The organism is Onishia taeanensis (assembly GCF_900100755.1).
GTDB lineage: Bacteria > Pseudomonadota > Gammaproteobacteria > Pseudomonadales > Halomonadaceae > Onishia > Onishia taeanensis.
Window position 1 is genome coordinate 225,422 of record NZ_FNCI01000001.1, and the last position, 25,582, is coordinate 251,003.

Sequence of the window (25,582 nt, forward strand, 5' to 3'; positions counted from 1 at the left end):
GATGGCACGAGATAAACCCGTATCTTGAGGCTCATAGCTTGCGCAGCGGGTAGCGGGGCGAGGCCGTTTCACTCAAGTAGCTTTGATGTAACTCGTCGAGCGGCATCGGCTTGCCAATCAGGTAGCCTTGGGCCATGTCGCAGCCTAATTCTCGAATGCTGCTCAGTTGAGCTTCGGTTTCGATGCCCTCAGCCAGTACTTCGCGCTGCATGGCGTGACCCATGGCTACAATCCCGCTAATGAACAGGCGTTGCTCGGGGCGCGTATCCAGGTGTTTCACTGCGCTGCGATCGATCTTGATGGTGTGCAGAGGCAACTGGCTGGCGTAGGTGGTCGAGGAAATGCCGGAGCCGAAGTCGTCCAGGGCAATGTGTGCCCTTTGATTGCGTGCTTCGTTCAGCAGGCTGCACGCCAGGTCCAGGTCATGGAAATGGGTGGATTCGAGTACTTCGGCAATCAGGAATGGCGCGCTGAGGTCATAGCGTTGGCGAGTGGCCGCCAAGGCTTCAATGAAGGCTCCTGTTTCAATCTGATCCTGACTCAGGTTGACCCCGATCAAGGCATGACATCCTCGGCGACGCAACATGCTGGCCATTTGGCCCGCTTGGTCGATCAGCCAGCGTCCGAAAGGCAAGCTCATCGATGAATGGATGATAGTGTCGATAAAGTGCTCGGGGCCGAGAATGCCTTTTTCGGGGTGTCGCCAACGGGCCAAGGCCTCGAAGCTGATGATCTCATTCGTCGCTAGAGAGAGAACGGGCTGGAAAAAAAGCTCGATTTCGCCTCGCTCGAAGGCGGCTTTGATCCGCATATGCGCATCTTCGGCTATTGCTTCGGTGAGCTGTGTGTCGGCGATAGCAATGCGGTTCTTGCCCTGCTGCTTCGCGTCATACATGGCGGCATCGGCGGCGTCTAACAGCGCCGAGCTTGTCGTTTCGCTACTGGTCGTAAAGGCGATGCCCACCGATGCGGAGATCGTTACCTGTTCGCCGCTCTCGAGAACATGGGGTTGGACAATATCGTCGAGCACCTTTTTAGCGACCTTGCGCGCCTTTTCGGCCGTGCCGAGCCCGCTCAGCGCAATGACGAATTCGTCACCGCCGAAGCGGGCCGTCAGGTCATTGGCGCGCATGAGGTGCTTGAGCCGACGGCTGATCTCCACCAGCAGTTCGTCACCGCTGGCATGGCCAAAGGTGTCGTTGATTGGCTTGAAGTCATCGAGGTCAAGAAACAAAACGGCAATGCCGGTTTGGGTGAACTCCAGGCTCGCGAGTTGGCGCTCCAGCAAGATATTGAAATGGCCGCGATTGAACAGGCCCGTCAGGGTGTCGTAGCTTGCCATGCGCTCCAAGCGTGCCTGGTTCAAACGACGCTGGGTAATATCGCGGAACACGCCTATGTAGTTGATGATCTCGCCATCGTCATTGTGAATAGCCGAGATAGTGGTGTTCTCGATCAGTTGGCTGCCATCCTTGCGCGTATTCCAGATGTCTCCGGTCCAGAAGCCTCGCTCTTCGACGGCGGCAAACATGCTTTGATAGAAGCCCGAGTCGTGCTTGCCCGACGACAGCAAGTTGGGGCGCTTGCCCAATACCTCTGCCTGGGTATAACCGGTCAGGCGAGTGAAGGCAGGGTTGGTATCGATGATGCGCTTGTCGGCATCAGTGACCAGAATGCCGTCGTGAGTGTTATGAAAGACCGCCTGCGTCAGCTCCATTTGCTTCCAGGCCAGTTCGCGATGACTGACATCGCGCTGAACTCCCACCACGTAGCGACGACCCGACTCGGTGTGTATCGTCGAAAGGCTAAGCTCGTTCCAGAACTCCGTTTTGTCTTTGCGCCTGTTTTTCAACGTCAGCGTGATCGGAGTGCCTCGTTCAATGGCGATGCTTAGCTGTTTGATCGCTTCCGGATCGGTATCAGTGGCTTGCAGAAACCGGCAGGAGTGGCCAATTACTTCGTCGCGATGAAATCCGGTCAGGCATTCGAAAGCGTCGTTGACGTAAATCAAGGGGTTATCCTGCACGTCGCCGTCGGCTACTGAAATGGCCAGGCTAGGCAGTTCCAGCAGCTTGGTCAGTTGGTCGGGCAGGGTGGCAAGCTGAGTCAATGGTGGTGTTCCCGGCGTAGGAAAGCACATCGATCCCTTGCCCTTAGTGCAAGCGATTGATGATTATTGATTGTTAGCTAATTAAAAAATATGAGGTTTTGGTTATAATTAATCAGTGCCCGAATCATATCGCATCCCGTAGATGTCGACCATGTATGTCATCCAGTGCGATGAGTCAGTGGGCGTTTCCAGATAGAATGAGCGTCTGATTTCTTCTTGTTCGGAGCCCTGATGGTCGCCAACTCTTCCTCTCATCCCCCGGCGGCGTATCTGTCCGAGCATGGTGATCGCTACTTTGACGGTTTGGCCGATAAGTTCGCTGCAGGGCTATACGGCAGCGTACGGGGCGATATTCGCCTCGCCGTGCTTGACCATTGGCTACCACGCCATCTCGAGCTCGCTCGCCAACCGGTGCTGGATGTAGGCGGGGGGCTTGGGCAGATGGCGCGCTGGTTCGCTCAGCGCAACCATCCGGTAACGCTGCTCGAGCCGTCCAGAGAAATGCTGGCACACGCTCGGCAAGCATTGGCAGACACCCAAGTCGAACTGATCCAGGCCCCGCTGCAGGCCCTCTCCGAGCGGGCGCCAGGCCCCTGGGGCTTGATCGCCTGTCATGCGGTGCTCGAGTGGCTGTCCGATCCCCATGACGCCTTCATGCGCTTGGCGAGGGCGCTTGCTCCCGGTGGCCAGCTATCGTTGATGGTCTTCAATCGTGATGCCCTGCGACTCTCCAACGTGGTCAAGGGCAATCTCGACAAGGCGTTGGCGGATCGCCTCGCCGGTACCGGCCAGCGGCAGCGCCTTACACCGATTTCACCACTGACGAATGAGCAGATAGAGGCCTGGGCGAGCGAAGCGGGGCTCGACATCCAGGCTCGTGCCGGCGTACGTGTCTTTCATGATTACCTCAAGACGCGCGAGTTAGCGCCCGAGGCCTTGGACAAACTGGTAGAGCTCGAGCGTCGCTACTGCGACGCAGAGCCCCACTGGCGACTGGGCCGCTACCTGCTTTACACCCTGACTCGGCCGATCGCTGACGTCGACACCATTTCAACTTCCTCTTCATCACACTCTTCATCACCTTCTTCATTACCCTCTTTATCACCCCAGGGAGCCTGACAGATGCCTGCCGAGACTGCTGTTTGCCAGCTGCTGGAACGCCAACGCATGGATTATCGTGACTGGCTGTGGGTGGCGCCCCCCAGGGATGCTTGGCTGGAAGGCGGGGAAGGGCGTCTGCTGTCGGCCGACCATGGCGTCGTGGAAGCCTGGCGGCAAGGCGGCAAGATGGCGTCACCGCCCTTCGCGGAGACCCTGGATGCGCCGCCTGGCGCCGTGCTGTTCTGGCCCAAGAGCCATGCGCTGGGGGAATGGTGGCTACTCAGGCTCTGTGACGCCCTGCCGGCTGGCACGCCTTTGCAGGTCGTGGGCGAGAACAACGGCGGTATCAAGCGCGTTCTGAAGGTGCTGGCGTCTCTGGGGCTTGGCTGTCGCAAGCGCGATAGTGCTCGGCGCTGCACCGTGTTTGAAACGCGAGTCGAGCCGGTCGGTATCGACCCGGACCTGGCGTGGACGCGTTTCGAGGCCGAGGGGCTGACGCTTGCCAGCCACCCCGGCGTGTTTGGTCATGGCAAGCTCGATGATGGCACTCGGCTGCTGCTCGAGACCCTGCCGGAGGTGTTGCCGGCTATTGGCGTCGACGCCAATAGCCAGAGCATGGCAGAAACAGCAGGCTCGGTGCTCGACGTGGGCTGTGGCGACGGCATCCTGTCTGCCTGGCTGGCACGTCGCGGCGCGACAGTCACCGCGGTGGATGTCAACGCCTTTGCCGTGGAAGCAACCCGCCGCACGCTTGCTGCCAATCACCTGAGCGGTGAAGCGCTCGAGAGCGATGTTTACTCCCGGCTCGAAGGTCGGTGCTTCGATACCATCGTCAGCAATCCACCCTTTCATCAGGAGCGGGCCATTGACTATGGCCCGGCGGCGCGGTTGATCCGCGAGGCGCCGGCGCATCTGGCCGCCGGTGGGCGACTGGTGTTGGTTGCCAATGCTTTTTTGCCTTATCCGGACCTGCTCGAGGCCGCTTTCGGCAACTTCCAGATTCTCGCCGGTGACCGGCGGTTTCGGGTTTATCTGGCGAAAAAAGCCAGCGGGTAGCATGCTTAGGCGATCCGTTTATCGTGCAAGGAGTGCTCGTCATGACCATGGGTCGGATCATTGGGGCCTTGATTCTAGGCTGCCTGTTGATGCTGGGGCTGGTGTGGGGTGGCAGTTATATTCGCGCCGCCGCTCAGGTGTGGAAACAGGCCGATCGCGTCGTGACGGTCAAGGGGCTGGCCGAGCGGCAGGTACCCGCCGATCTCGCCCTGTGGCCGCTGCACTTCAGCGTAACGGGCGATCAACTGGGGCCCTTGCAGGCGGAAATGGCGGCCTCTGAGCGGCGCATCCGTGACTTCCTGGTCGCCGAAGGGTTTGACGCCGGCAACATCAGTGTCACGCCGCCCAATGTGCGCGACCTGCAGGCCGAGAGCTACGGTCAGCCGCCTCCCGAGGAGCGCTATCGCGGTGAGGCCACCGTGCTGCTGCGCACGCCCAAGGTGGCAAGGGTCAAGGCTGCCATGCCCAAGACCGGCACCCTGGTGGGCAACGGGGTGTTGTTGTCACCCAACTACGAGTATCGCATCGAGTTCTTGTTTACCGGGCTTGAGGCCATCAAGCCCGAGATGATCGCCGCTGCTACCCAGGATGCACGGCGTGCCGCCGAGCAGTTCGCCAACGATGCTGGCAGCGCCGTGGGGCACATTCGAAGTGCAAGCCAGGGGTATTTCTCCATCAACGACCTGGACAGCTATACCCCGGATATCAAGCGGATCCGGGTGGTCACGACGATCGATTACGCCTTGGACGACTGAGGCACCCGATCAAGTCGTTAATACGACCTGCAAAGCAAGGCTGAGCGCTTCAAGGAGCGCCCCATTTCAGTGGTAGAGGGCGCCGTTTCGCAGGCGCCCTAGCTTGGCTTGGGCGTGCGGTACTGGATCGCGGTGATGACATAGGTGGTCTGGCCAGCGGGGGCGGCTACCGTTGCTTCATCGTCCAGCGACTTGCCGATCAGCGCCTTGGCCAGCGGGGCGTCGACGCTGATCCAGCGCAGGTCGCTGCGGGTTTCGTCGTGGCCGACGATGCGAATCTCGAGCTCCTCTCCCTGCTCATCTTCCAGGGTCACGAAGGCCCCGAAATAGACCTTGTTGGTATCGGCCGGCAGGCGATCGACCACCTGCAGCTCATCCAGCCGTTTGGTGAGGTAGCGGATACGCGCAATGACGCGGTTCAATTCCTTCTTGTTGTAGGTGTAGTCGGCGTTCTCGCTGCGATCGCCGAGCGCTGCCGCTTCGCCGACCTTGGCCGAAAGTTCAGGGCGCTTGACTCGCGAGAGATGATCGAGGATGCCCTTCAGGCGGGCATGACCCTCGGCGGTGATCAGTTGGCTCTTGGGTTCCTGCCGCGGATCCTTGGCAGGGTCCCGCCAGCGCGTCATATTGCGACCCTTCATGGCATGGCTCTCTTCAGGTCTAGCTTCAGATGCCTCTTCATCTCTTTCTCCATTGCTAGCTACACGGCTCTCTATTGGAAATAGTGCTCGTGGGTAGGCTCTCGGGCACCCTAATCATGACATGTCGATACGCCAAGCCTCGTTTAGCTTAGGCCCGGGGGCAGACAATGCCATGCAAAGAGCGCGACTACGACGCAAGTCGAGCAGGCATAAAATCAAACGTTCGTTAGAATGCAGTGAAGACAGTATCCCCGCCATCTGCTCGTTTGAGGATGTTTGCCATGCTAGCTCGATCGTCTCGCTTTGCCGCCCTGCTACTGTGTGGCTGTCTGGTTGCACCGCAGCTTGCCCAGGCCGACGTCGTTACTCAAGACCCAATGGCGGCCAGTAGTACCAGTACGCAGGCATCCCAGCTCGATACTCAAGCGACAGCTGATACCTGGAAAGCCGACTTGAGTGCGTTGGTCGAACGCTTCGAGCGTGTCAGTACCGAATTGCCCGAGTCAGAGCAGGCCAAGGCCCTCGAGAGCCTTGCCGCCGATGCCCGAGCGCTGAGTGAGCGCTACCCCAACCAAGCCGAGCCGCTGGTATGGCAGGGGATCATCCTGGCGTCCCAGGCGCGCGCCGAGGGCGGACTTTCGGCTCTGGGGCTTGCCAAGGACGCCCGAGCGGTGCTCGAGCGCGCCGTCGCGCTGGACCCAGATGGGCTCCAGGGCTCGGCCTATGTGACGCTGGGAGCGCTCTATGATCGGGCGCCGGGCTGGCCGCTGGCCTTTGGCGATGACGCCACCGCCGAGCGCATGTTCAAGCGTGCGCTGACCATTCGTCCCCAGGGCATCGACGTGCATTTCTACTTTGCCACCTTCCTTGAGGACCAGGGGCGCATGGATGCTGCCCGCATGCATCTCGAGCAAGCCGTCAATGGCCAGGCTCGTCCGGCGCGCGCCGCCACGGATGCGGCCCTGCGCGAAAAGGCCCGCCGCCTGCTTGCCGATCTGGGATAGCAAGTTGAGATGGTGAGTTGAAATAGCGAGTTGGGATAGCAAGCAGCACCCGGGGCATGATCTAGGCAACAAGGTGTAAACGCCATTGCGGGCAAGACGCGGTGCCAGTGGCTGCGCTACTCTTGGTGCCCATGATGACGACTGATGACCAACCCCCTTTGCCTGATGTACTCGCCGGCCCGCTGCTGCGTCGCTCTAGCCCTGAGCGGCTGGTGCTGTGGTTGGTGGGCAGTCGTGAGTTGCCCCTAGAACTCATCCTGATTCCATCCGACGAGAGCGAAGAGCGGCGGCTGCTGCTCAATGAATCCTGCTGCCGCTGCCTGCCGGTGGGCCGCCATGCAGTCGTGCACCTGATCGACGTGACGCTCGTGACGCCACTGCCACAGGACGTGCGCATCGACTACGACCTGGTGATTCGGGATGCGCCGGCCAACGCCCGCAGTATCACCGAGTGGGCGCCTCACCTCGGTTATGAAGATACCCGTTGTGCAGCTGCCGGCCATCGAGGTAGTCGTGATGGAGCCGGGCTGCCCGGCTTCGTGATCGCGTCCCGTATTCGTCAGCTGCTGCACGGTTCCTGTCGCAAGCCTCACCATCCTGGCGGTGACGGTCTCGTGCGTGCCGATGAGTGGCTGGGCGAGCGCTGGAATGAGGCCGACGAGCGGCCGGCCTGGCTGTTGATGACCGGCGACCAGATATATGCCGACGATGTCGCGGGGCCCATGCTCGCCGCCATTCATGCGCTGATCGCACGTCTGGGGCTGGTCGATGAGACCCTTGAAGGCGCCGAGGTGAAAAACAGTGAGGATCTCTATGCCTCGTCCAAGGGCTACTATGCCCGCGAAGCGCTGCTGCCCGACGTTTACGCTACCGAGGCTCTGCGAGAGCGCTTCTTCGGTGGGGTGCGCAAGCCGATCTTTACGACCGCGAATGCGCACAATCATCTGATCACCTTCGCCGAAATGCTGGCCATGTACCTGCTGGCCTGGTCGCCGGTGCCCTGGCGGTTGATCACTCCGGCCGTGCCAGCCCTCGAGGCAAGTAACCGCGAGCAGTACGACCAGGAAGCGTCAGTGATCGAGTCGTTCGTGGCGGGTTTACCGTCGGTGGCACGGTTAATGGCCAATGTGCCGACCCTGATGATCTTTGACGATCATGACGTCACCGATGACTGGAACCTCACGGCGGCCTGGGAAGAAACCGCTTACGGCCATGACTTCTCGCGTCGCATCATCGGTAACGCGCTGCTGGCCTATTTGCTCTGCCAGGGCTGGGGAAATGACCCTGACCGGATGGCGACGCCAGTCGATGACCTAGCCAATCTGCTGGCCAAGGCAGAGACGCCAGGCGACGGCCAGGATGCAAGCCCTGGGGTATCAACCGAGATACCGGCAAGCGCTAGCGTGGGCTGGCTGGAGGCCGCGTCTCAGGATGCGGTCATCGCGCGCTTGCTGCGCTTCGAGGGCTGGGAGGTGATCGTTCCCGGTACGCCGAAGCTTCTGATGCTCGACACCCGCACCCGGCGCTGGCGCAGCGAGGTGCGTCGCCACCGTCCCTCGGGGCTGATGGACTGGGAAGCCCTGTGCGATCTGCAGCAGGAACTGCTTGATGAACCCTCGGTATTGATCGTGTCGCCGGCGCCGATGTTCGGCGTCAAACTCATCGAGGCGGTACAGAAACTCTTTGCGCTGGCCGGCAAACCACTGCTGGTGGATGCCGAGAATTGGATGGCCCATCGCGGGGCGGCCAGCGTCATGCTCAACATCTTCCGCCATTCGCGCACGCCGGGTAACTACGTGATTCTTTCCGGCGACGTGCACTACTCCTTTGCCTACGATATCGAAGTGAGGCATCGCCAGCGCGGGCCGCAGCTTTGGCAGATCACCTCGAGCGGGTTGAAGAACACCTTCCCCGATACGTTGCTCGACTGGTTCGACCGCCTGAATCGCTGGCTATATGCGCCGTACTCGCCGCTCAATCGACTCACTAAGCGTCGTGCGCTGCGGATTCGTCCTCGCGATCCAGACCGCGCCAAAGCCGGCGAGCGGCTGTGGAACGGCGCCGGCATTGGCCTGGTTCGCCTCGATGACCAAGGGCGTCCCCAAGAGGTCCGCCAGCTCGATGCCCGCGGCTTCGACGTGCGCTTTCCACCTCGCGACGAGCGCTGAATGGCGTCGCTTAGGTCATGACCAAGGTTGGCAGGGCGTGGTCGGGTCAGGATAATGGCATCTTTGATTTCAACGTGGAGGCCTAATGGGCGAGCGTCATGACCCGACTCCCGAGCTCGACCCGCCGCGCTTCGGCCCGGCCGACGTCGAGCGACTGGAAGACGAATGCCTCCACCAGGGCTTCTTTCGCCTCGAACGCCGGCGCCTGCGCCATCGGCAATTCGAAGGTGGCTGGAGCCAGGAAGTGGTGCGCGAGGTGCATGTGCGCTTCGATGCCGTGGGCGTGTTGCTTTACGATGTCGAGCGCGATGCCGTGGTACTGGTCGAGCAGATACGCGCTGGTGCCCTGGACGATGCGGTCAGCCCCTGGAAGCTGGAGCCGGTAGCGGGGCTGATCAAGCCGGGGGAAAGCCCGGCCGAGGTGGCCAGGCGCGAAGCCATCGAGGAGGCCAATTGCCCGATCGGCGAGCTGATCGAACTCCATAGCTATTACCCGAGCCCTGGCGCCTGCAACGAGCGAGTCACCCTGTTCTGCGGCCTGGTGGATAGCTCGGGACTTGGCGGGGTGCATGGCCTCGACGAGGAACATGAGGATATTCAGGTGCATGTGATACCGTATCTGAAGGCGTGGGAACTGCTCGATGCCGGCCGACTCGACAATGCCATGTGCCTGATCGCCTTCCATTGGTTGGCGCGCGAGCGAGCCTCACTGCGCGCACGGAGGTAACCCTGTGGCCAGAACCGCTTATGTCACCGATCTGAAGACCCTGCAGGGCGAATGCAGCGCCAACTACCTGCGGCTCAGCCGCCTGCTGGGCGAGCTGGGTGCCGGGGAGCGCCGCGAGGTCGCCCTGTCCGGTCGCGAGCAGCGGTTTGGCACCCTGCACCTGGAGGTGCTCGAGTGCGCTCCCTACACCACCATCGTGCGTGTCAGCCAGTCGGGTGTACTCGACGCCGTCATCGACCCGCCCTGCATGCGGGTTCACCTCTACCATGACGTGCGCATGGCCGAAGTCACCGATTTCCAGCGTCATCGCCATTTCCATGGCCGCTATCGCTACCCCAACGCGCGCATGCACCAGCCCGACGAAAAGCTCCAGCTCAATCGCTTCCTGGGTGAATGGCTCGAGCACGGCATGGCGCACGGCCACTCCCTGGATGCGACGGTGCTGCGCTGATGCGACTGGTTCAGGTCACCGATACCCACCTTCACGCCGATCCCGGGGCGCGTTCACGCACCGGCTTCCCGCTGCGCCAGCTGCATACGGTGCTTGAGCATGCCCGCACAAAGCGTCCGGACGTGCTCTTGGTGACCGGTGATGTCAGCCAGGATGAAACCCTCAAGTCCTATGAGCATGCCCAGCAGGCCTTCGCGTCTATGGGCTGCCCCTGGTTCTGGTTGCCCGGCAATCATGACCAGCCTGAGCTGATGGCCGAGCATCGCGAGCTCAACGTTGAAGTCGATTTGGGCCACTGGCGCTTGCTGCTGCTGGACACGCGGGTCAACGGTCAGCCCCACGGCGAGCTCGGTCAGGCCAAGCTTAAGGCCCTGGCGGAACAGTTAGAGGGGGACGACCGTCCCACCATGTTGGTGATGCACCATCCGCCGGTGGCCATCGGCTCAGAGTGGATGGATGCCATCGGCCTGCATGATCGTGAGGCGCTATGGCAGACCCTCGCCGCCTATGGGCAGGTGCGGGCCATCCTTTGTGGCCACATTCATCAGGCCTTTGCCAGTCGCGAGTCGCTGGCCGAGGGCGAAGTGGCCGTATTCGGTTGCCCGTCCACGACCGACCAGTTCCTCGGCGGCTCGCCGCATTTCGCCGTGGATGAGGCCTCTCGGCCCGGCTATCGAGTGGTCGACTTCCACGGTGGTGAGCTGACCACCTGGATCGAGCGGGTCGACCTGTAAGTCTCAATCTCTCGTCTTATGTCGTTGCCTCCTCTATGAGCGGCCGCTCATGGGGTCGCGCAAGGTGGGGCGTGCGAATCTCTTTATAGCGAATAAAGCTTAAAAGATAGTTCTTCATTCTTTGACGTTATCAGCGTCGCCTCGTTACCCTAGCGCTATTACGCTGCCGCGAGTCCGCCACAAGCGGAGCTTTACCGGCCGTTCGTCTGCCATCAATAGAGCCCGAAACGCCGATGACTGAGTTAACCCCTGAACGCTTGACCCATCTGAAGCAGCTCGAAGCCGAGTCGATTCATATCATCCGTGAGGTGGCTGCCGAGTTCGCCAACCCGGTAATGCTCTACTCGATCGGCAAGGACTCCTCGGTGATGCTGCATCTGGCGCGCAAGGCCTTCTATCCGGGCACGCCGCCGTTTCCGCTGATGCACGTCAATACCACCTGGAAGTTTCGCGAGATGATCAAGTTCCGCGACCGCATGGCGGAAGAGGCGGGCATGGAGTTGATCGAGCACATCAACCAGGAAGGCGTCGCGGCGAACATCAACCCGTTCGATCACGGCAGCTCCAAGTACACCGACATCATGAAGACCCAGTCGCTGAAGATGGCGCTCGACAAGTACGGCTTCGACGCCGCTTTCGGCGGTGCGCGTCGCGACGAGGAAGCCAGTCGCGCCAAGGAGCGTGTCTACTCCTTCCGTGACAAGTTCCACCGCTGGGACCCCAAGAAGCAGCGTCCCGAGCTTTGGAACATCTACAACGCCAAGGTCAACAAGGGCGAGTCGATCCGCGTCTTCCCGCTCTCCAATTGGACCGAGCTCGACATCTGGCAGTACATCTATCTGGAGTCGATCCCCATCGTGCCGCTGTACTTCTCCGCGCCGCGCCCGGTGGTGCATCGCGATGGCATGGACATCATGGTCGATGATGATCGCCTGCCGCTCGAAGAAGGCGAAGTGCCCGAAGAGAAGTGGGTGCGCTTCCGGACCCTGGGCTGCTACCCGCTGACCGGCGCCGTGGAATCAAAGGCCACCACGCTGCCCGAGATCATTCAGGAGATGCTCTTGACCCGCACCTCCGAGCGCTCGGGGCGTGCTATTGACCACGACCAGGCCGGCTCGATGGAGAAGAAGAAGCGCGAGGGGTACTTCTAACGCGCTGGAAGCGCGTTAGGAAGACGGAAGAGGGAAGTTGGAAGAGGGAAGAAAGCATGGACTTTGAGCAGCTTGATGTCTGGAAGCGGTCGGCACGGTTGTCGGCATCGTTGTACCGGCATTTTGCTGATTCCCGGGATTTCGGCTTCAAAGATCAGATCACGCGATCCGGCTTGTCGGTGCCTAGCAATATTGCCGAGGGCATGACGAGGCCTTCCGTCAAGGACCGAACCAAGTTTCTCTATATCGCCAAAGGGTCTTGTGCCGAACTCCGGACGCAGATCTATATCGGCGTCGAAATTGGCTACATCGAACGCGAGAAGGGGCATGATTGGGTTAAAGAAACCAAAGAGATCGCTGCCATGCTAACCGGGCTGATTCGCAAGCAGGGTGACTTCGGCACCAGGTAAGCGGGTTTCCTTCCTTCTTCTTTCTTTCTTCTTCACTCTAATATCTACAGGCTTTGTCATGTCTCACCAATCAACTCTGATCGCCGACAACATCGAGCAGTACTTGCAGGAGCACGAGAACAAGGATCTCTTGCGCTTCATCACCTGCGGCAGCGTCGATGACGGCAAGTCCACCCTGATCGGTCGGCTGCTGCACGACTCCAAGATGATCTACGAGGATCAGTTGGCCGCCATCACCCAGGCCTCCAAGACCAGCGGCACCACCGGCGATCAGGTCGACCTGGCGCTGCTGGTCGACGGCCTGCAGTCCGAGCGGGAGCAGGGCATTACCATCGATGTGGCCTATCGTTTCTTCTCCACCGATCGGCGCAAGTTCATCATCGCCGATACGCCGGGCCACGAGCAGTACACTCGCAACATGGCCACCGGTGCCTCCACCGCGAGCCTGGCGGTGATCCTGATCGACGCCCGTTACGGCGTGCAGACCCAGACCCGCCGCCACAGCTATATCGCCGACCTGCTGGGTATTCAGCACCTGGTGATCGCGGTCAACAAGATGGACCTGGTCGACTACTCCGAAGAGCGCTTCAACGAGATCGTCGCCGAGTACCAGGCCTTCGCCGAAAACCTCAACGCCCCGGACATCCGCTTCGTGCCGTTGTCGGCGCTGACCGGCGACAACGTGGTCAACGCAAGCGACAACATGCCTTGGTACCGTGTTGATGGAGAGCCGGGCACACCGCTGCTCTCGTTGCTGGAAACCGTCGAGGTCGCCCACGACTCGAACCTTAGTGATCTGCGTCTGCCGGTGCAGTACGTCAACCGCCCGAACCTCGACTTCCGTGGCTACTGCGGCACGCTTTCCGCCGGTATCCTGCGCCCCGGCCAGGCCGTTAAGGCGCTGCCCTCGAACAAGACGAGCAAGATCGAGCGCATCGTCACCTTCGACGGCGATCTGGAAGCGGCCTATCCGGGACAGGCGATTACCGTGACCCTGGAAGACGAGATCGATATCTCTCGCGGCGACTGGATCGTTGCCGCCGATGCCGAGGTGCCGATGTCCAACGCCTTCGAGGCCGACATCGTCTGGATGCACGAGACGCCGCTCGAAACCGGCCGCCCCTATGATCTCAAGCTCGCGACTCGCGATCTGACCGGTCAGGTGAGCCATATCGACTATCAGGTTGACGTCAACACCCTTGAGCACAAGGATGCCGAGCACCTGGAGCTCAACGCTATCGGTCGCTGCCAGGTGGAGCTGACCGCCGAGGTGCCGGTGGATGACTATCGCAAGAGCCCGGGCACCGGCAGCTTCATCGTCATCGATCGTCTGACCAATGTCACCATTGGGGCCGGCATGATTCGCGGCACGGCCAAGGGCAGCGGTCAGATCGGCGGCGACGTTGACTGGAAAGGCTTCGAAGTCGAGCTCAACGCCCTGGTGCGCAAGTATTTCCCGCATTGGGAAGCCAAGGATGTGAGCAAGCTGCTGAATCGCTGAGGCGTCGCCAAGGCCAGCATCCTGCCAGCCAGAAGCCCCGTCACCCTTGGGTGGCGGGGTTTTTTCATGCCCTATTCGTGCCCTTGGAAGCTAGTCCTTCAAGCCCAGGCGCCTGGCCAGGCGGTGCAGGTTGCCGGGATCTATGCAAAGCCCGCGGGCGGTGGCTGCCCAGTTACCGGACTTCGCCTCGAGATGGGCCTTAATGTGGCGACGTTGGAAGTCATCGGTCGCTTCGCGCAAGGGAGTCGTGTCCGCCGAGCTGTACGCAGATTCTAGGTAAGCAGCAGGGGAGGTGAGTGTCTCGCCGGTAGGAATCGGGGATGTGTTCATGCCGGGCAGCGCCAGATGATAGGGCGAAAGGCGTAGCACCGTCTGTCGCCTCACCTGGGGGCTGATGACACCCTGCTCGCCAAGGGCCCTAAGTGCAGCTCTGCCCAGGGTGTGTTCGAGCTCGCGTATATTGCCAGGCCACTGCCAAGCCGTCAGCGCGGCCATGGCGTCGGCATCGAGGCGCAGGTTGGCAATACCGAGCCGTATCCGGTTGTCCTCGAGGAAATGGCCGGCCAGCAGCGAGATGTCTTCGGGCCGCTCGCGCAGCGGCGGAACGGCAAGCGGAAAGGCATTCAAACGGTGGTAGAGGTCCTCGCGGAAGCGGCCCGCTGCGACCTCGCTCGACAGATCGCGATTGGTGACCGCGACGATACGCACGTCGATACGCTCAGCGCGTTCGCTGCCCAGCGGTTGAATCTCGCCTTCTTGAAGCGCTCTCAGCAGCTTGGGTTGAAGCGCCAGTGGCAGCTCGCCGACCTCATCGAGCATCAGGGTGCCGCCATCGGCCATGGCGAAGTGGCCACGGCGCTCGGCGTGTGCGCCCGAAAAGGCGCCGCGCCGGTGGCCAAACAGCTCGCTTTCGATCAGGTGCTCGGGGAGTGCCGCACAGTTGACCTGTACGAGTGGGCCGCGATGGCGTTGAGAGCGGGCATGCAGGGCGCGCGCCACGGCTTCCTTGCCGACGCCGGTTTCGCCATGCAGCAGCACGCTCATATCGGTAGGTGCCACCAGTGAAAGCGCATTCATCAGACGCTCCATGGCGGGGCTGTGCCACTGTTGCAGCGGAGCGCTACGCTGCTCTTCTTCCAAGGCTTCGCTGAGTTGCAGGCGGGTGGTGCTGAGCTGTTCGGCCACGCGTAGGCAGGTGCCTAACAGGCGCGCGGCGGCCAGCAGTTCACCCTCATCCAGGCTCGCCAGCCCCTGAACGTTCAGCGCGTCGAGGGTCAGCAAGCCGATGAGCCGGTCGCCGTCTCTCAGCGCGACGCCAAGGCAGTCATGGACCTGGCTCATGTCCTCGTCGAGCAAGCCATCGAAGGGGTCGGGAAGTTCGCTGTCTGGCGGAAAGCGACAGACCCCGGGGTGGGCGGCGATGGCCGCCAGCCGAGGGTGGTCCTGCAGGCGAAAGGGGCGGCCGCGAACGTCACCGGGCAGTCCCAAGACCGCCACCGGTCGCAGGCTACCCTGGTCCATCACCATCAAGGTGCTGGCATCGGCTTGGGTATCCCCCACCAGCGTGTGTAGCAGCCTGGTCCAATCATCATGATAGCTATCCTCGCCACCGCCTTTGGAAAGCCGAGCAAGCAGGTCGCGAAGAGCGTCGAGGAAGTCAGCCATGACGATGTCCTTATGACACGTTAATTGTCATAAGGACATCATTGGTACTGTCAAAATGTCAATGACGGCCGGTGTCTAGCATGCCTGGAATCTGCATCGAGCAGGGCTGCGGCATGGCAGATAGTGCCGCAGGCGGCTTGGGGCCTGGCCGGCGAAGGCGAGAGTAAGGTCGGGCGCACTTCTGGCGCACTTTTGGCACGCGGCTTGCTCATTGATAAAGGAGGAGGGCGCGGCGTGTTGCCTCGATGCCCTCGCCAGGCGGTAAACAGCGGATTACCGCCAAACATTGTTATCAACCGCCTTTATCAAGAGTGAGAGCCTGCATGCTGACGAAAGACCAGGAACGTCTGATCGATGCGACTGCGCCGGTGGTAGCCGAGCACCTCAATACGATTACATCACGCTTCTACCCGTTGATGTTCGAGCGTTACCCGGACGTTGCGCCACTATTCAACCAGACCCATCAGACCAATGGAGCGCAGCCGCAGGCGCTTGCCGGGGCGGTGCTGGCCTATGTGCAACTGCGCCGCGAGCCGGCTCGTGCCCGCCAGGTGTTGGCCACGGTGGTCAGCAAGCATGTGTCGCTGGGTATTCGGCCCGACCAGTACCCGATCGTCGGCGAGTGCCTGATGGCAGCCATCGGCGAGGTGTTGGGCGATGCCGTGACGCCGGAAATCGCCGATGCCTGGGGGGCGCTATACGAGGAACTGGCAGGGCTGCTGATCGAGCTCGAGGACCATCGCTATCAGGAGTTTGCTCAGCGTGAGGGCGGTTGGCGCGGCACGCGTACTTTCCGCATCGACACGACACACCAGGAGAGCTCGGTGATTCGCTCCTTCGTGCTCGTACCTGAGGATGGCGAGCCCGTGGCCGATTTCACGCCTGGGCAGTACATCGGGGTGAGGCTCATGATCGAGGGCGTACCTGTCTATCGTCATTACAGCCTTTCAGCCTCGCCCAACGGCAAATATTATCGGCTATCGATCAAGCGCGAGCCTGAGGGACGGGTCAGCCGGCATCTGCACGATGTGCTTGGTGTCGGTGACACCCTCGAGTTGCTGCCGCCGGCGGGGGAACTGACCCTCGGCGAGGGCAATGCGCCGCTGATGCTGATCAGTGGCGGTGTCGGCCAGACGCCGATGTTGCCGCTGGCAGCGCAGGCGCTGGAGCAGGGGCGTGAAGTCGTCTATCTGCACGCCGCCCAGGAGCGCGCCCAGCATGCCTTCGCCGATGAGCTGGCGTCGTTGCAGGCGAGCTATCCGGAGCATTTGACCAGTGCGGTCGTTTGCGAGCGTGTCGAACCGGGTGATACCACCGCCGATCATGTCGGCCGTATCGATCGCGACTTGCTGGCTCGTTACCTGCCGGCGGGGCAGCCGCACTGCTTTTTCGTCGGTCCCCAGGGCTTCATGACGGCAATGGACCAGTCGCTTTCATCACTAGGGGTTGGCGTTGACCGTCGCCACTATGAGCACTTCGGGCCTTCTCGCCCACTGAAATAGCTGATCAGTCTTTGGCGGGGCGAGGTGATTGCCTTGCCTACTTCCCATCGTGTGTTGGCCGGCCTGCGTTGATCACGGCTTTTCGTTAGGCCTTTCGAAGGGGCTCTCGAAGAGGCTTTCGAGAGCCCTTGAGGATCGTCAGGCCTTAAGTGGGCCGTTATAGTACGCGTCGCCTAACACGATGGGATGACAAATGATTGACACTGGAATGACCGTCTCGCGCTGGGAACATTGGCGCGAGATCAATCGCCAGCTATGGCGCCTTGGGCTGATCGGGGTGGCAACCTTGACCCTGATGCGTGGCCTGCTGCTATGGATGAATGTCCCGACGCCCCTTACCGCTCCTACCTCAGACCTGCTGCAGGCGTTCTGGATGGGCCTGCGCTTCGACGCCAAGATCATGGCGGTGTTGCTCGGCCCCTGGCTGCTGATCGCGACCCTGCTGTTGGCGCTGCCGCGTCCCTTCATCGCCCTATGGCGGCGGCTGTGGTTGCCCTGGGCACTGGTGTGCATGGTGCTGGTCAACTTGTTGTCGCTGGTCAATCACTTCTTCTTCAGCTTCTATCAGGGGCCGATCAATTCACTGATCTTTGGCCTGTTCGAGGACGACACTCGGGCGGTGATCGATACGGTGTGGAGCGATTACCCCCTGCTGGCATTGCTGGTGGCGCTGGCTGGCATGACCGGCGCCCAGCTGGCCTGGATGCGCCGTGGCGGTCGTCGCGCCTCGCATCGCCTCGGCTGGCCGCGAGCGAGTGCGCTGGTCGCCGTGAGCCTGATCGCCCTCATCGGGCTGGGGCGCGGAAGTCTCGGCACCTTCCCGCTGCGTGAAATGAACATGGCCGTTTCGGCCAATGCCTTCGTCAATGATCTGGTGCCAAGCGGCCCGCAGGCGCTTTACTTGGCATGGCAGGAACGCGAACTCAATAATATCGGTGACAACCCTCAGTCAGGGCTCGAGCACTACGGCTTCTCATCTCCGGTCGAGGCGGCTCGGGCGCTGGGCTGGACGGAGGTCGACGATGCCGAGGATGTGCTTGAGCGCATGACGCTGACCACGCCTCGCCGTTCGGCGGCCGAAGAGGCTCCGCCCCATGTGGTCGTCAGCCTGATGGAAAGCTGGGGACGCCGACCGTTGGATTTCGATGATCCCAATAACAACGACCTGCTGGGCCGTTTGCGGCCCTGGCTCGAGGGTAAAGCAGACTATTTCCCCCACGCCCTGTCGTCCGAGAATGGCACCCATCCGAGCCTCGAAGGGTTGCTGTTGGATACGCCGATCAGCCCGCTGACCCAGAGTCGCTATGGCTATCGGCGCTTCTCGACCTCGGCGGCCTTACCCTACCAGCGAGCCGGTTACCGCACGGTGTTTCTGACTGCGGGTTCGGTGCAGTGGCGGGACCTCGACGATGCGCTCAAGCGTCAGGGCTTCGATGAGGTGCTCGGTTCCAGTGCGATTCGCGAGCGCTTCCCCGAGGCGACCGGAGGTACCTGGGGGCTGGACGACGAGTGGATGTTCCGCACCGGCGCCGAGCTCTTGCGCGAGGCAGACGCCAGGGGCGAGAAGGTGATGCTGGTGATGCTCTCGATCACCAATCACCCTCCCTATCATGTGCCCGATCACTATGCGCCGGCGCCGCTGGATGTCTCGGCGCTGGGGGATGCGTTGGCGGTATCGCCCGAATTTGGCACTTCAATTCTCGAAACCTACCAATACGCCAACGATGCCATGGGCGGCTTTCTGAATCGTCTCGAATCACAGGGATTGCTGGACCACACGCTATTCGCTGCCACCGGCGATCACAATTCGCGCTCGATCATCCAGTACCCGGATGCCCATGATCTGTTTGATCAGTTCGGGGTGCCGATTCTGATGTGGCTGCCGCCGCGCTATCGCGAGGGTGGCACCGCTCAGCGCGATGACTGGACCAGTCATCGGGATATCTTTCCCACCCTGTGGGCGCATTCGCTCTCCCAGGCCGAGATTCCCTGGGAAGGGCGTGATCTCTTCGCCGCGGCCGAGTCGCCAATGGCGTTGTCGTTCAATCGCCAGGACGGCGGCGCGGGCATGATGGTGAGCGAGCAGGGCGCCGCGACCAACCTGGCACAGCCGACCTTTTACGCCTGGCAGGATGGGCGCGAGCTTGCCGCCACCGAGACACCTGCCGATGCCCTGCGTGAGCAAGCGCGTCAGGCCCGGGCGGTGCTGGCGCTGAAAGATTGGCGAATTCGCCGTCAGGCCTTGGGCGAGGCCGGCCCCGCAGACTGAATAGCTTGGGCACCCGGCCCCTGTGCGTCGACGGGGCCGGGGTAAGCACTATGCGTGTTGGGCGGAGGCTTGACGATAGCGCGGCGTATCAGGCCGGCTTGGTGGCGATCAGCACGGCGCGTCTTGGGGCCGGATAGCCCTCGATGGTGCGGCGCCGATCCTCAGGGTCGAGGAAGTCGGCCAGCGATTGGAAGGTCATCCACTCGGTCGAGCGCTGCTCGTCGAGGCTGGTCATGGATTCGTCGACCACCCGCACGTCCCGAAAGCCGCAGCGTTCCAGCCAGTGGCTCAAGGCGGCGGAAGAGGGCAGAAAGTAGACGTTGGGCATCGCCGCGTAGCGCTCGCCGGGCATGAACACGGTCGTGGCATCGCCCTCCACCACCAGGGTCTCCAGCACCAGCTCGCCGCCGGGTCGCAGGGCATCCTTCAACTGCTGAAGATGCTCGAGAGGCGAGGGGCGGTGATAGAACACCCCCATCGAAAACACGGTATCGAAGGCCTCGATCCGCTCGGGCACGTCCTCGATGCCCACCGGCAGGAAGTGGGTGCGGCCGCCATCGGCGTCGCCGACAAAGTGACGCACCGCCTGGAACTGGTAGAAGAAGCGCGGCGAGGGATCGATCACCAACACGAAGGCGGCGCCGGCCCCGGCCATCCGCCAGGCGTGGTAACCACTGCCGCCGCCCACATCGAGTACCCGGCGACCGGCCAGCGGCGAGAGGTGCGGCGCGACTCTCTGCCACTTCCAGTCCGAGCGCCATTCGGTATCGATATGGATGCCGCCTAGCGCATAGGGGCCCTTGCGCCAGGGCGCGAGTTTCTTCAGCAGGTTATGGCATTGGCGTTGTTGAGGCTCGGTCAGCGCCACCTCAACGCTGACCGTGTCGCGGTCCAGGTCTGCCCGGCGTTCATCGGGCAGCGTGGGCAGTTTGGCCACTGCCTTTTCCCAGGCGGGCAGGTCGCCGTGGCGCTTGCGGTCAAGGCCACGGGCCAGCTGTTCGGGGAGGCGGGCCAGCCAGGGCTCCAGGCCTTGGTCAATGAAAGCGTGATAGAGGCGGCGATGGGAATCCGGTGACAACACTCAGGCGTCCTTGAAAGCGATGATCGAGGCGAAGTTCAGGTACTGGAACCAGGTGTGGCTGCGCTGGAAGCCGGCGCGGGCCAGGCGCTGGTGGTGGGCGGCGAGGGTATCCGGCACCAGCACGTTTTCAAGCGCGGTACGTTTCTGGCTGATTTCCATGTCGCTGTAGCCGTTGGCGCGTTTGAAGTCGTGGTAGCGTTCCACCAGCCAGGCGTTTTCCTGCTCGTCATCGGCGACGATCTTTTCGGAGAGTACCAGCACACCGCCGGGCTCCAAGGCATCGAAAAGCGCCTTGATCACCGCTTCACGGTCGGCGGGTGGCAGAAACTGCAGGGTGAAGTTGAGCACTATCATGCCCGAGGGTCGGTAGTCCAGGGTGCGGATGTCGCCCTCGACGACCTCGATGGCATGCTCGGGGCACTCGGTGGCGAAGGTCTCGCCGGCGCGGCTGACCATCGCCGGCGACAGGTCGACGCCGGTCAGGCGGAAGGCGTCCGCCGGCAGGCGCCCGGCCAGCGCCAGGCCTACCGCGCCCAGCGAGCAGCCCAGGTCATAGACATGGGCGCCATGGCGCAGATGGCGCTCGGCGATCACCCCGAGCATGCCAAGTATCTGGCCATAGCCCGGCACTGAGCGACGGATCATGTCGGGGAAGCAGGCCACCACCTGTTCGTCGAAGGAGAAGCGGGCCACCCGGTCCAGGGGTGTCGAAAAGATCGCGTCACGGTAAGATGCGTCACTCATGGCGTCATGTCAGGGTCATAGCGGAATTTCCGGCATTCTACGCCCCGCGCCGCCCGGCTGCACCCGCTGCACCGGGAGGTTGCTGTGTTCGTCAACGGTGTTCGTCAAGGCGCCGCGCTCGTCAAGGAGAGAGAGTTCATGAGCCACCCGACCCCGATCGATCAGCGGCCCGCCTGGAAGGCACTGGCGGAGCATGCGCGGCAGATGCGCCAGGTGCATCTGAAGACCCTGTTTCAAGAGGCCGCGACGACGGGTGAGCCCCGCTATCCGCGCTTCTGCCGTCGGGCCACGGGCCTGACGCTCGACCTTTCCAAGCAGCGCTTCAGCAACGCGACCTTCGAGGGGCTGATGGCGCTGGCCCGCGAGGCGGATCTGCCGGCAGCCATCACGCGGCTACTGGCCGGCGAAAAGGTCAACCATTCTGAAGATCGCCCGGCGCTGCACACCGCTTTGCGCCTGCCGGCGGACGCCCATCTGGAGGTCGATGGCCAGGATCTGGTGCCCGCCGTGCACGAAACGCTCGACCGCATGGAGGCGATCGTCAACAAGTTCCACGCCGGCCAGTGGCGTGGCGCCACCGGCAAGGCGGTCAGCGATGTCGTCAATTTGGGGGTCGGCGGGTCGGACCTGGGTCCTCTCATGGTCACCCATGCGCTGGCCGACTATCGGCCCCGCGACGTGCACGAGGTCAAGGTGCATTTCGCCTCGACCATGGATGGCTCACAGCTTGCCGATTACCTGACGCGGCTGAATCCCGAGACCACCCTGTTCGTGCTGTCATCGAAGTCCTTCACTACCATCGATACCCTGTCGAATGCCCGCACGGCGCGGGATTGGCTGCTGACCCGGCTGGTCCATGACGATCACGAGGAGCCCAGTGCCATCGACCGAGCCCTGGTAATGCGGCAGCACTTTATCGGCGTTTCGGCGAGCCCCGAGAAAATGGCCGAGTGGGGCATTGCGCCGGCCAATCAGCTCGAGTTCTGGGAGTGGGTCGGCGGGCGTTATTCGCTGTGGGGCGCCATCGGGCTGCCCATTGCGCTGGTGGTTGGCATGGCAAACTTCCGCGCCCTGCTGGGCGGCGCCCACGCCATGGATTGCCACTTTCAGGAGGCGCCACTCGAAGACAACCTGCCGGTGCTGCTGGGCCTCGCCGGCATCTGGAACGTCAACTTTCTGGATATCCGCGCGCACTCGATCCTGCCCTACGACGGTCGGCTCGAGTATTTCGCGAGCTATCTCGAACAGCTCGAGATGGAGTCCAACGGCAAGTCGGTGACCAACGAAGGCCAGGTGACCGCTTACTCCACCTGCCCGGTACTCTGGGGCCAGCTCGGGCCCAATGCCCAGCATGCCTTCTATCAGCTACTTCACCAGGGCACCCAGGCCGTCGAGTGCGATTTCATCGCGCCGCTACGTCGCTATGACCGCGTCGAGGACGCCGAGACCCGCGCGCACCTCAAGGCCCAGCACCGCCTGACGCTTGCCAACTGTTTCGCCCAGTCGCGGCTGTTGATGCTGGGCGATGATGCCATCGAGGATGATGCCCCCCGACCTAGCCACAAGCGCTATCGCGGTAATCAGCCTTCCAGCACCGTGCTGCTCGACCGCCTGACGCCTCATACACTGGGTGCGCTGATTGCTCTGTATGAGCACAAGGTGTTCGTGCAGGCCACCGTCTGGGACATCAACCCCTTCGACCAGTGGGGCGTGGAGCTTGGCAAGCAGATCGCCGGCGAGACCGAGCGTATCCTGGGCTCCCGCGAAGGCCTGGAGACCATGGACGATTCCAGCCAGGGGCTGATTCAAGCACTGTGGGCCGCCGAGGACCAGGCGAGCAGCGAAGCCAAGTCAGCAACCTCAACGGCAGGCACGACTCGGCGCGAGGTGTCTTGATGCTGGATGTGTATACAGGATCTGCGTTATGCTGAGCCTCGTCATCGACCGAGAGGCGGCCCCGGCCAGTGGCTTGCTTTACCTGCATGGCTTCAACAGTGGCGTCAGTTCACCCAAGTCGCGGTTGATGCGTGCGGCCTGCGAGGCCGTGGAGGGCGCGCCGCTGCCCTGTGAGGCGCCGCAGCTCTCGCACCGCCCCGACGAAGCCCTGGCTACCGCCATGGCGTCACTCGACGTCTTGGGCCCACGGCCATTACTGGTGGGCAGCTCCATGGGTGGGTTCCTGGTCAGTTGCCTTGCCGAGCGGCTGGGGCTGCCGGCGGTGGTCATCAACCCGGCGGTGCGCCCGGCGCGGTTGATGCAGAGCTGGATCGGCATGGACTTCGTCAACGACGACACCGGCGAGCGCTTCGTCATCGACCGTCGTCACCATGAGGCGCTCGAGGCCCTGACGCCGCTCCGGCTGACCCCTGCGCATTATCTGCTGCTGCTGGGCACTGCCGACGAGACGCTGGACTGCCGGGATGCCTTCGCGGCCTACGCGGGGTGCACAACGATACTGCATCCCGGCGGCGATCACGGCTTCAGTGCCCTGGCCGACTACCTGCCGGCGGTGCTGGCCCATGGCGGTCGCCGCCTGCTACCGGGCCGGGTGACCACGATCTTTCATCACGCGTGACGAAGTCTGGCGGTGTGCCGTCCGCCTCGTTCACTGCCAAACACCTGGACAACGCATGACGCAATACAGTGCTAGTTCCATCGAGGTTCTTTCCGGTCTCGAACCGGTGCGAAAGCGCCCGGGGATGTACACGGATACCTCGCGACCCAATCATCTAGCTCAGGAAGTCATCGATAACAGCGTCGACGAAGCCCTGGCCGAGCATGCCCGCCATATTCAGCTGCGCCTGTTGCCCGATGGTGGCATCGAGGTCTCCGACGATGGCCGCGGCATGCCCATCGATATCCATCCCGAGCACGGTGTCTCGGGTATCGAGCTGATCCTTACCAAGCTGCATGCCGGCGGTAAGTTCTCCCAGTCCAGCTACCGTTTCTCCGGTGGTTTGCACGGCGTCGGCGTGTCGGTGGTCAACGCCCTATCGCGACGCCTCGAGGTCGAGGTCTGCCGTGATGGCAGCCGCCACGCCATCGCCTTTGAGCACGGCGAGAAAGTCTCGGACCTGGCCGTTATCGGCAGCTGCGCCAAGCGTGCCACCGGCACCCTGGTGCGCTTCTGGCCTGACGAGAGCTATTTTGATAGCCCCAAGCTGGCCCTGCCGCGCCTCAAGCATCTGTTGCGTGCCAAGGCAGTGCTCTGCCCGGGGCTCAAGGTGACGCTTACCGAGACCGACGGTAGCCAGAGCGAGTGGCAGTACGAAGATGGCCTGCGTGACTATCTGGCCCAGGCCACCGATGGCTTCGAGGTATTGCCGGCCTCGCCGTTCGTTGGCCACTTCGCCGACGACGAGCAGGGCGTCGACTGGGCGCTGCAGTGGCTGCCGGAGGGCGGCGAGCCGCTGATGGAATCCTACGTCAACCTGATTCCCACGCCACTCGGCGGCACCCATGTCAATGGTCTGCGCTCGGGGCTGCTCGAGGCATTGCGAGAATTCTGCGAGTACCGGAGCCTGCTGCCCCGGGGCGTGAAGCTGACCGCCGACGATTTGTGGGAGCGGGTCAGCTATGTGTTCTCGGTGAAAATGCTCGACCCACAGTTCGCCGGCCAGACCAAGGAGCGGCTGTCCTCTCGGGCGGTGGCGGCCTTCGTCTCTGGCGTGGTCAAGGATGCCTTCTCGCTGTGGCTTAACCACCATGTCGATCAGGCCGAGGCCCTGGCGGAGCTGGTGATCAGCGCCGCCCAGCGCCGCCAGAAAAGCGCCAAGAAGGTTGCCCGCAAGAAGGTTACCTCCGGCCCGGCGCTGCCGGGCAAGCTTGCCGACTGTGCGGGTCAGGACCCGGCCGCCAGCGAGCTGTTCCTGGTCGAGGGCGACTCCGCCGGGGGCAGCGCCAAGCAGGCCCGCGATCGCGAAACCCAGGCGATCCTGCCGCTGCGCGGCAAGATCCTCAACACCTGGGAGGTGGAGTCCCACGATATCTACGGCTCCCAGGAGGTTCACGACATCGCCGTGGCCATCGGCATCGATCCGGGCAGCGATGACCTCTCGAAGCTGCGCTATCACAAGATCTGCATCCTCGCCGATGCCGACTCCGACGGCCTGCATATCGCCACCTTGCTCTGCGCGCTCTTCGTGCGCCATTTCCCAGCGCTGGTGGCTGCCGGCCACGTCTTCGTCGCCATGCCGCCGCTGTATCGCATCGACCTGGGCAAGGAGGTCCACTATGCCCTCGATGAAAGCGAGAAAGCGGCGATTCTCAAGCGCCTGGAAGGCAAGCGCGGCACCGTCAACGTCCAGCGCTTCAAGGGCCTGGGCGAGATGAGTCCGCTGCAGCTGCGCGAGACCACCATGGCCGCCGACACGCGCCGCCTGGTGCAGCTGACTCGTGAGGATGACGACGGCACCCTCGAGATGATGGACATGCTGCTCGCCCGCAAACGCGCCAGCGATCGCAAGAGCTGGCTCGAGGACTACGGCAATCTCGCAGACATAGAGGTTTGAT

21 protein-coding genes are annotated in these 25,582 nt (G+C 62.5%); 16 read left to right on the forward strand and 5 right to left on the reverse strand.

Annotation, left to right across the window (positions count from 1 at the left end):
* Nucleotides 1–31: 31 nt before the first annotated feature.
* Nucleotides 32–2,110, reverse strand: a complete 2,079-nt coding sequence (locus BLR71_RS00980; protein WP_175491590.1) for a putative bifunctional diguanylate cyclase/phosphodiesterase — start codon at nt 2,108–2,110, stop codon at nt 32–34.
* Nucleotides 2,111–2,341: 231 nt separating this feature from the next.
* Here BLR71_RS00980 and BLR71_RS00985 point away from each other — a divergent pair, with 231 nt between their 5' ends.
* From BLR71_RS00985 to BLR71_RS00995, 3 genes are read left to right on the forward strand one after another with little or no spacing between them, the layout of a single operon-like run.
* On the forward strand, nt 2,342–3,229 hold the full coding sequence (locus tag BLR71_RS00985) for a methyltransferase domain-containing protein (protein WP_092522188.1): 888 nt from the start codon (nt 2,342–2,344) through the stop codon (nt 3,227–3,229).
* Nucleotides 3,230–3,232: 3 nt separating this feature from the next.
* Complete coding sequence (locus BLR71_RS00990) at nt 3,233–4,267, forward strand: class I SAM-dependent methyltransferase (protein ID WP_092522190.1); 1,035 nt, start codon at nt 3,233–3,235, stop codon at nt 4,265–4,267.
* A 41-nt stretch (nt 4,268–4,308) separates the two neighbouring features.
* The gene (locus tag BLR71_RS00995; protein WP_217629291.1) at nt 4,309–5,022 is read left to right on the forward strand and encodes an SIMPL domain-containing protein; all 714 of its coding nucleotides are present in this window, start codon (nt 4,309–4,311) and stop codon (nt 5,020–5,022) included.
* 98 nt (nt 5,023–5,120) lie between these two features.
* On the opposite strand, the gene greB is transcribed toward BLR71_RS00995, so the two are convergent.
* Nucleotides 5,121–5,663: a transcription elongation factor GreB gene (gene greB / locus BLR71_RS01000; protein ID WP_092522193.1), complete on the reverse strand. Its 543-nt coding sequence runs from the start codon at nt 5,661–5,663 to the stop codon at nt 5,121–5,123.
* Between the two features lie 281 nt (nt 5,664–5,944).
* Between greB and BLR71_RS01005 the strand changes: the two genes are divergently transcribed.
* From BLR71_RS01005 to cysN, 8 genes are all read left to right on the forward strand, one after another.
* On the forward strand, nt 5,945–6,667 hold the full coding sequence (locus BLR71_RS01005; RefSeq protein WP_245696302.1) for a tetratricopeptide repeat protein: 723 nt from the start codon (nt 5,945–5,947) through the stop codon (nt 6,665–6,667).
* A 134-nt stretch (nt 6,668–6,801) separates the two neighbouring features.
* Nucleotides 6,802–8,835 (forward strand): metallophosphoesterase family protein, encoded by a 2,034-nt coding sequence (locus tag BLR71_RS01010; RefSeq protein ID WP_092522793.1) that lies wholly within the window; start codon nt 6,802–6,804, stop codon nt 8,833–8,835.
* Nucleotides 8,836–8,920: 85 nt separating this feature from the next.
* Nucleotides 8,921–9,562 carry an NUDIX domain-containing protein gene (locus tag BLR71_RS01015; RefSeq protein ID WP_092522195.1) on the forward strand — a complete coding sequence of 214 codons (642 nt, stop codon included), beginning with the start codon at nt 8,921–8,923 and terminating at the stop codon, nt 9,560–9,562.
* Between the two features lie 4 nt (nt 9,563–9,566).
* On the forward strand, nt 9,567–10,013 hold the full coding sequence (locus tag BLR71_RS01020) for a DUF1249 domain-containing protein (RefSeq protein ID WP_092522197.1): 447 nt from the start codon (nt 9,567–9,569) through the stop codon (nt 10,011–10,013).
* Nucleotides 10,013–10,747, forward strand: coding sequence for a metallophosphoesterase (locus tag BLR71_RS01025; protein WP_092522199.1), 735 nt, complete (start codon nt 10,013–10,015; stop codon nt 10,745–10,747). The genes BLR71_RS01020 and BLR71_RS01025 overlap by 1 nt, the downstream gene beginning before the upstream one ends.
* Nucleotides 10,748–10,980: 233 nt before the next feature.
* Nucleotides 10,981–11,898, forward strand: coding sequence for a sulfate adenylyltransferase subunit CysD (gene cysD, locus BLR71_RS01030; protein WP_092522201.1), 918 nt, complete (start codon nt 10,981–10,983; stop codon nt 11,896–11,898).
* 56 nt (nt 11,899–11,954) lie between these two features.
* Nucleotides 11,955–12,308 carry a four helix bundle protein gene (locus tag BLR71_RS01035; protein WP_092522203.1) on the forward strand — a complete coding sequence of 118 codons (354 nt, stop codon included), beginning with the start codon at nt 11,955–11,957 and terminating at the stop codon, nt 12,306–12,308.
* Nucleotides 12,309–12,366: 58 nt separating this feature from the next.
* Nucleotides 12,367–13,809 (forward strand): sulfate adenylyltransferase subunit CysN, encoded by a 1,443-nt coding sequence (cysN, locus tag BLR71_RS01040; RefSeq protein WP_092522205.1) that lies wholly within the window; start codon nt 12,367–12,369, stop codon nt 13,807–13,809.
* A gap of 90 nt (nt 13,810–13,899) precedes the next feature.
* Here the strand turns inward: cysN and norR are convergent, their stop codons facing one another.
* The gene (norR, locus tag BLR71_RS01045) at nt 13,900–15,474 is read right to left on the reverse strand and encodes a nitric oxide reductase transcriptional regulator NorR (protein WP_092522207.1); all 1,575 of its coding nucleotides are present in this window, start codon (nt 15,472–15,474) and stop codon (nt 13,900–13,902) included.
* Nucleotides 15,475–15,797: 323 nt separating this feature from the next.
* Here norR and hmpA point away from each other — a divergent pair, with 323 nt between their 5' ends.
* Both hmpA and BLR71_RS01055 read left to right on the forward strand, forming a co-directional pair.
* Entirely contained in the window at nt 15,798–16,976 is a 1,179-nt protein-coding gene (hmpA, locus tag BLR71_RS01050) for an NO-inducible flavohemoprotein (RefSeq protein ID WP_092522209.1), read from the forward strand.
* Between the two features lie 193 nt (nt 16,977–17,169).
* Nucleotides 17,170–19,245, forward strand: a complete 2,076-nt coding sequence (locus BLR71_RS01055) for an LTA synthase family protein (RefSeq protein WP_092522211.1) — start codon at nt 17,170–17,172, stop codon at nt 19,243–19,245.
* Nucleotides 19,246–19,333: 88 nt separating this feature from the next.
* On the opposite strand, the gene cmoB is transcribed toward BLR71_RS01055, so the two are convergent.
* Nucleotides 19,334–20,326, reverse strand: a complete 993-nt coding sequence (gene cmoB / locus BLR71_RS01060; protein WP_092522213.1) for a tRNA 5-methoxyuridine(34)/uridine 5-oxyacetic acid(34) synthase CmoB — start codon at nt 20,324–20,326, stop codon at nt 19,334–19,336.
* Complete coding sequence (gene cmoA / locus BLR71_RS01065; RefSeq protein WP_092522215.1) at nt 20,327–21,070, reverse strand: carboxy-S-adenosyl-L-methionine synthase CmoA; 744 nt, start codon at nt 21,068–21,070, stop codon at nt 20,327–20,329.
* Between the two features lie 138 nt (nt 21,071–21,208).
* On the opposite strand from cmoA, the gene pgi reads away from it, so the two are divergent.
* Genes pgi through parE form a run of 3 tightly spaced genes read left to right on the forward strand, consistent with a single transcriptional unit; the run spans nt 21,209 to nt 25,581 of the window.
* Nucleotides 21,209–22,966, forward strand: a complete 1,758-nt coding sequence (gene pgi / locus BLR71_RS01070; protein ID WP_092522216.1) for a glucose-6-phosphate isomerase — start codon at nt 21,209–21,211, stop codon at nt 22,964–22,966.
* Nucleotides 22,967–22,994: 28 nt separating this feature from the next.
* The gene (locus BLR71_RS01075) at nt 22,995–23,645 is read left to right on the forward strand and encodes a YqiA/YcfP family alpha/beta fold hydrolase (protein WP_092522218.1); all 651 of its coding nucleotides are present in this window, start codon (nt 22,995–22,997) and stop codon (nt 23,643–23,645) included.
* Nucleotides 23,646–23,700: 55 nt separating this feature from the next.
* Complete coding sequence (gene parE / locus BLR71_RS01080; RefSeq protein WP_092522220.1) at nt 23,701–25,581, forward strand: DNA topoisomerase IV subunit B; 1,881 nt, start codon at nt 23,701–23,703, stop codon at nt 25,579–25,581.
* The last annotated feature ends 1 nt before the right edge of the window (nt 25,582 follow it).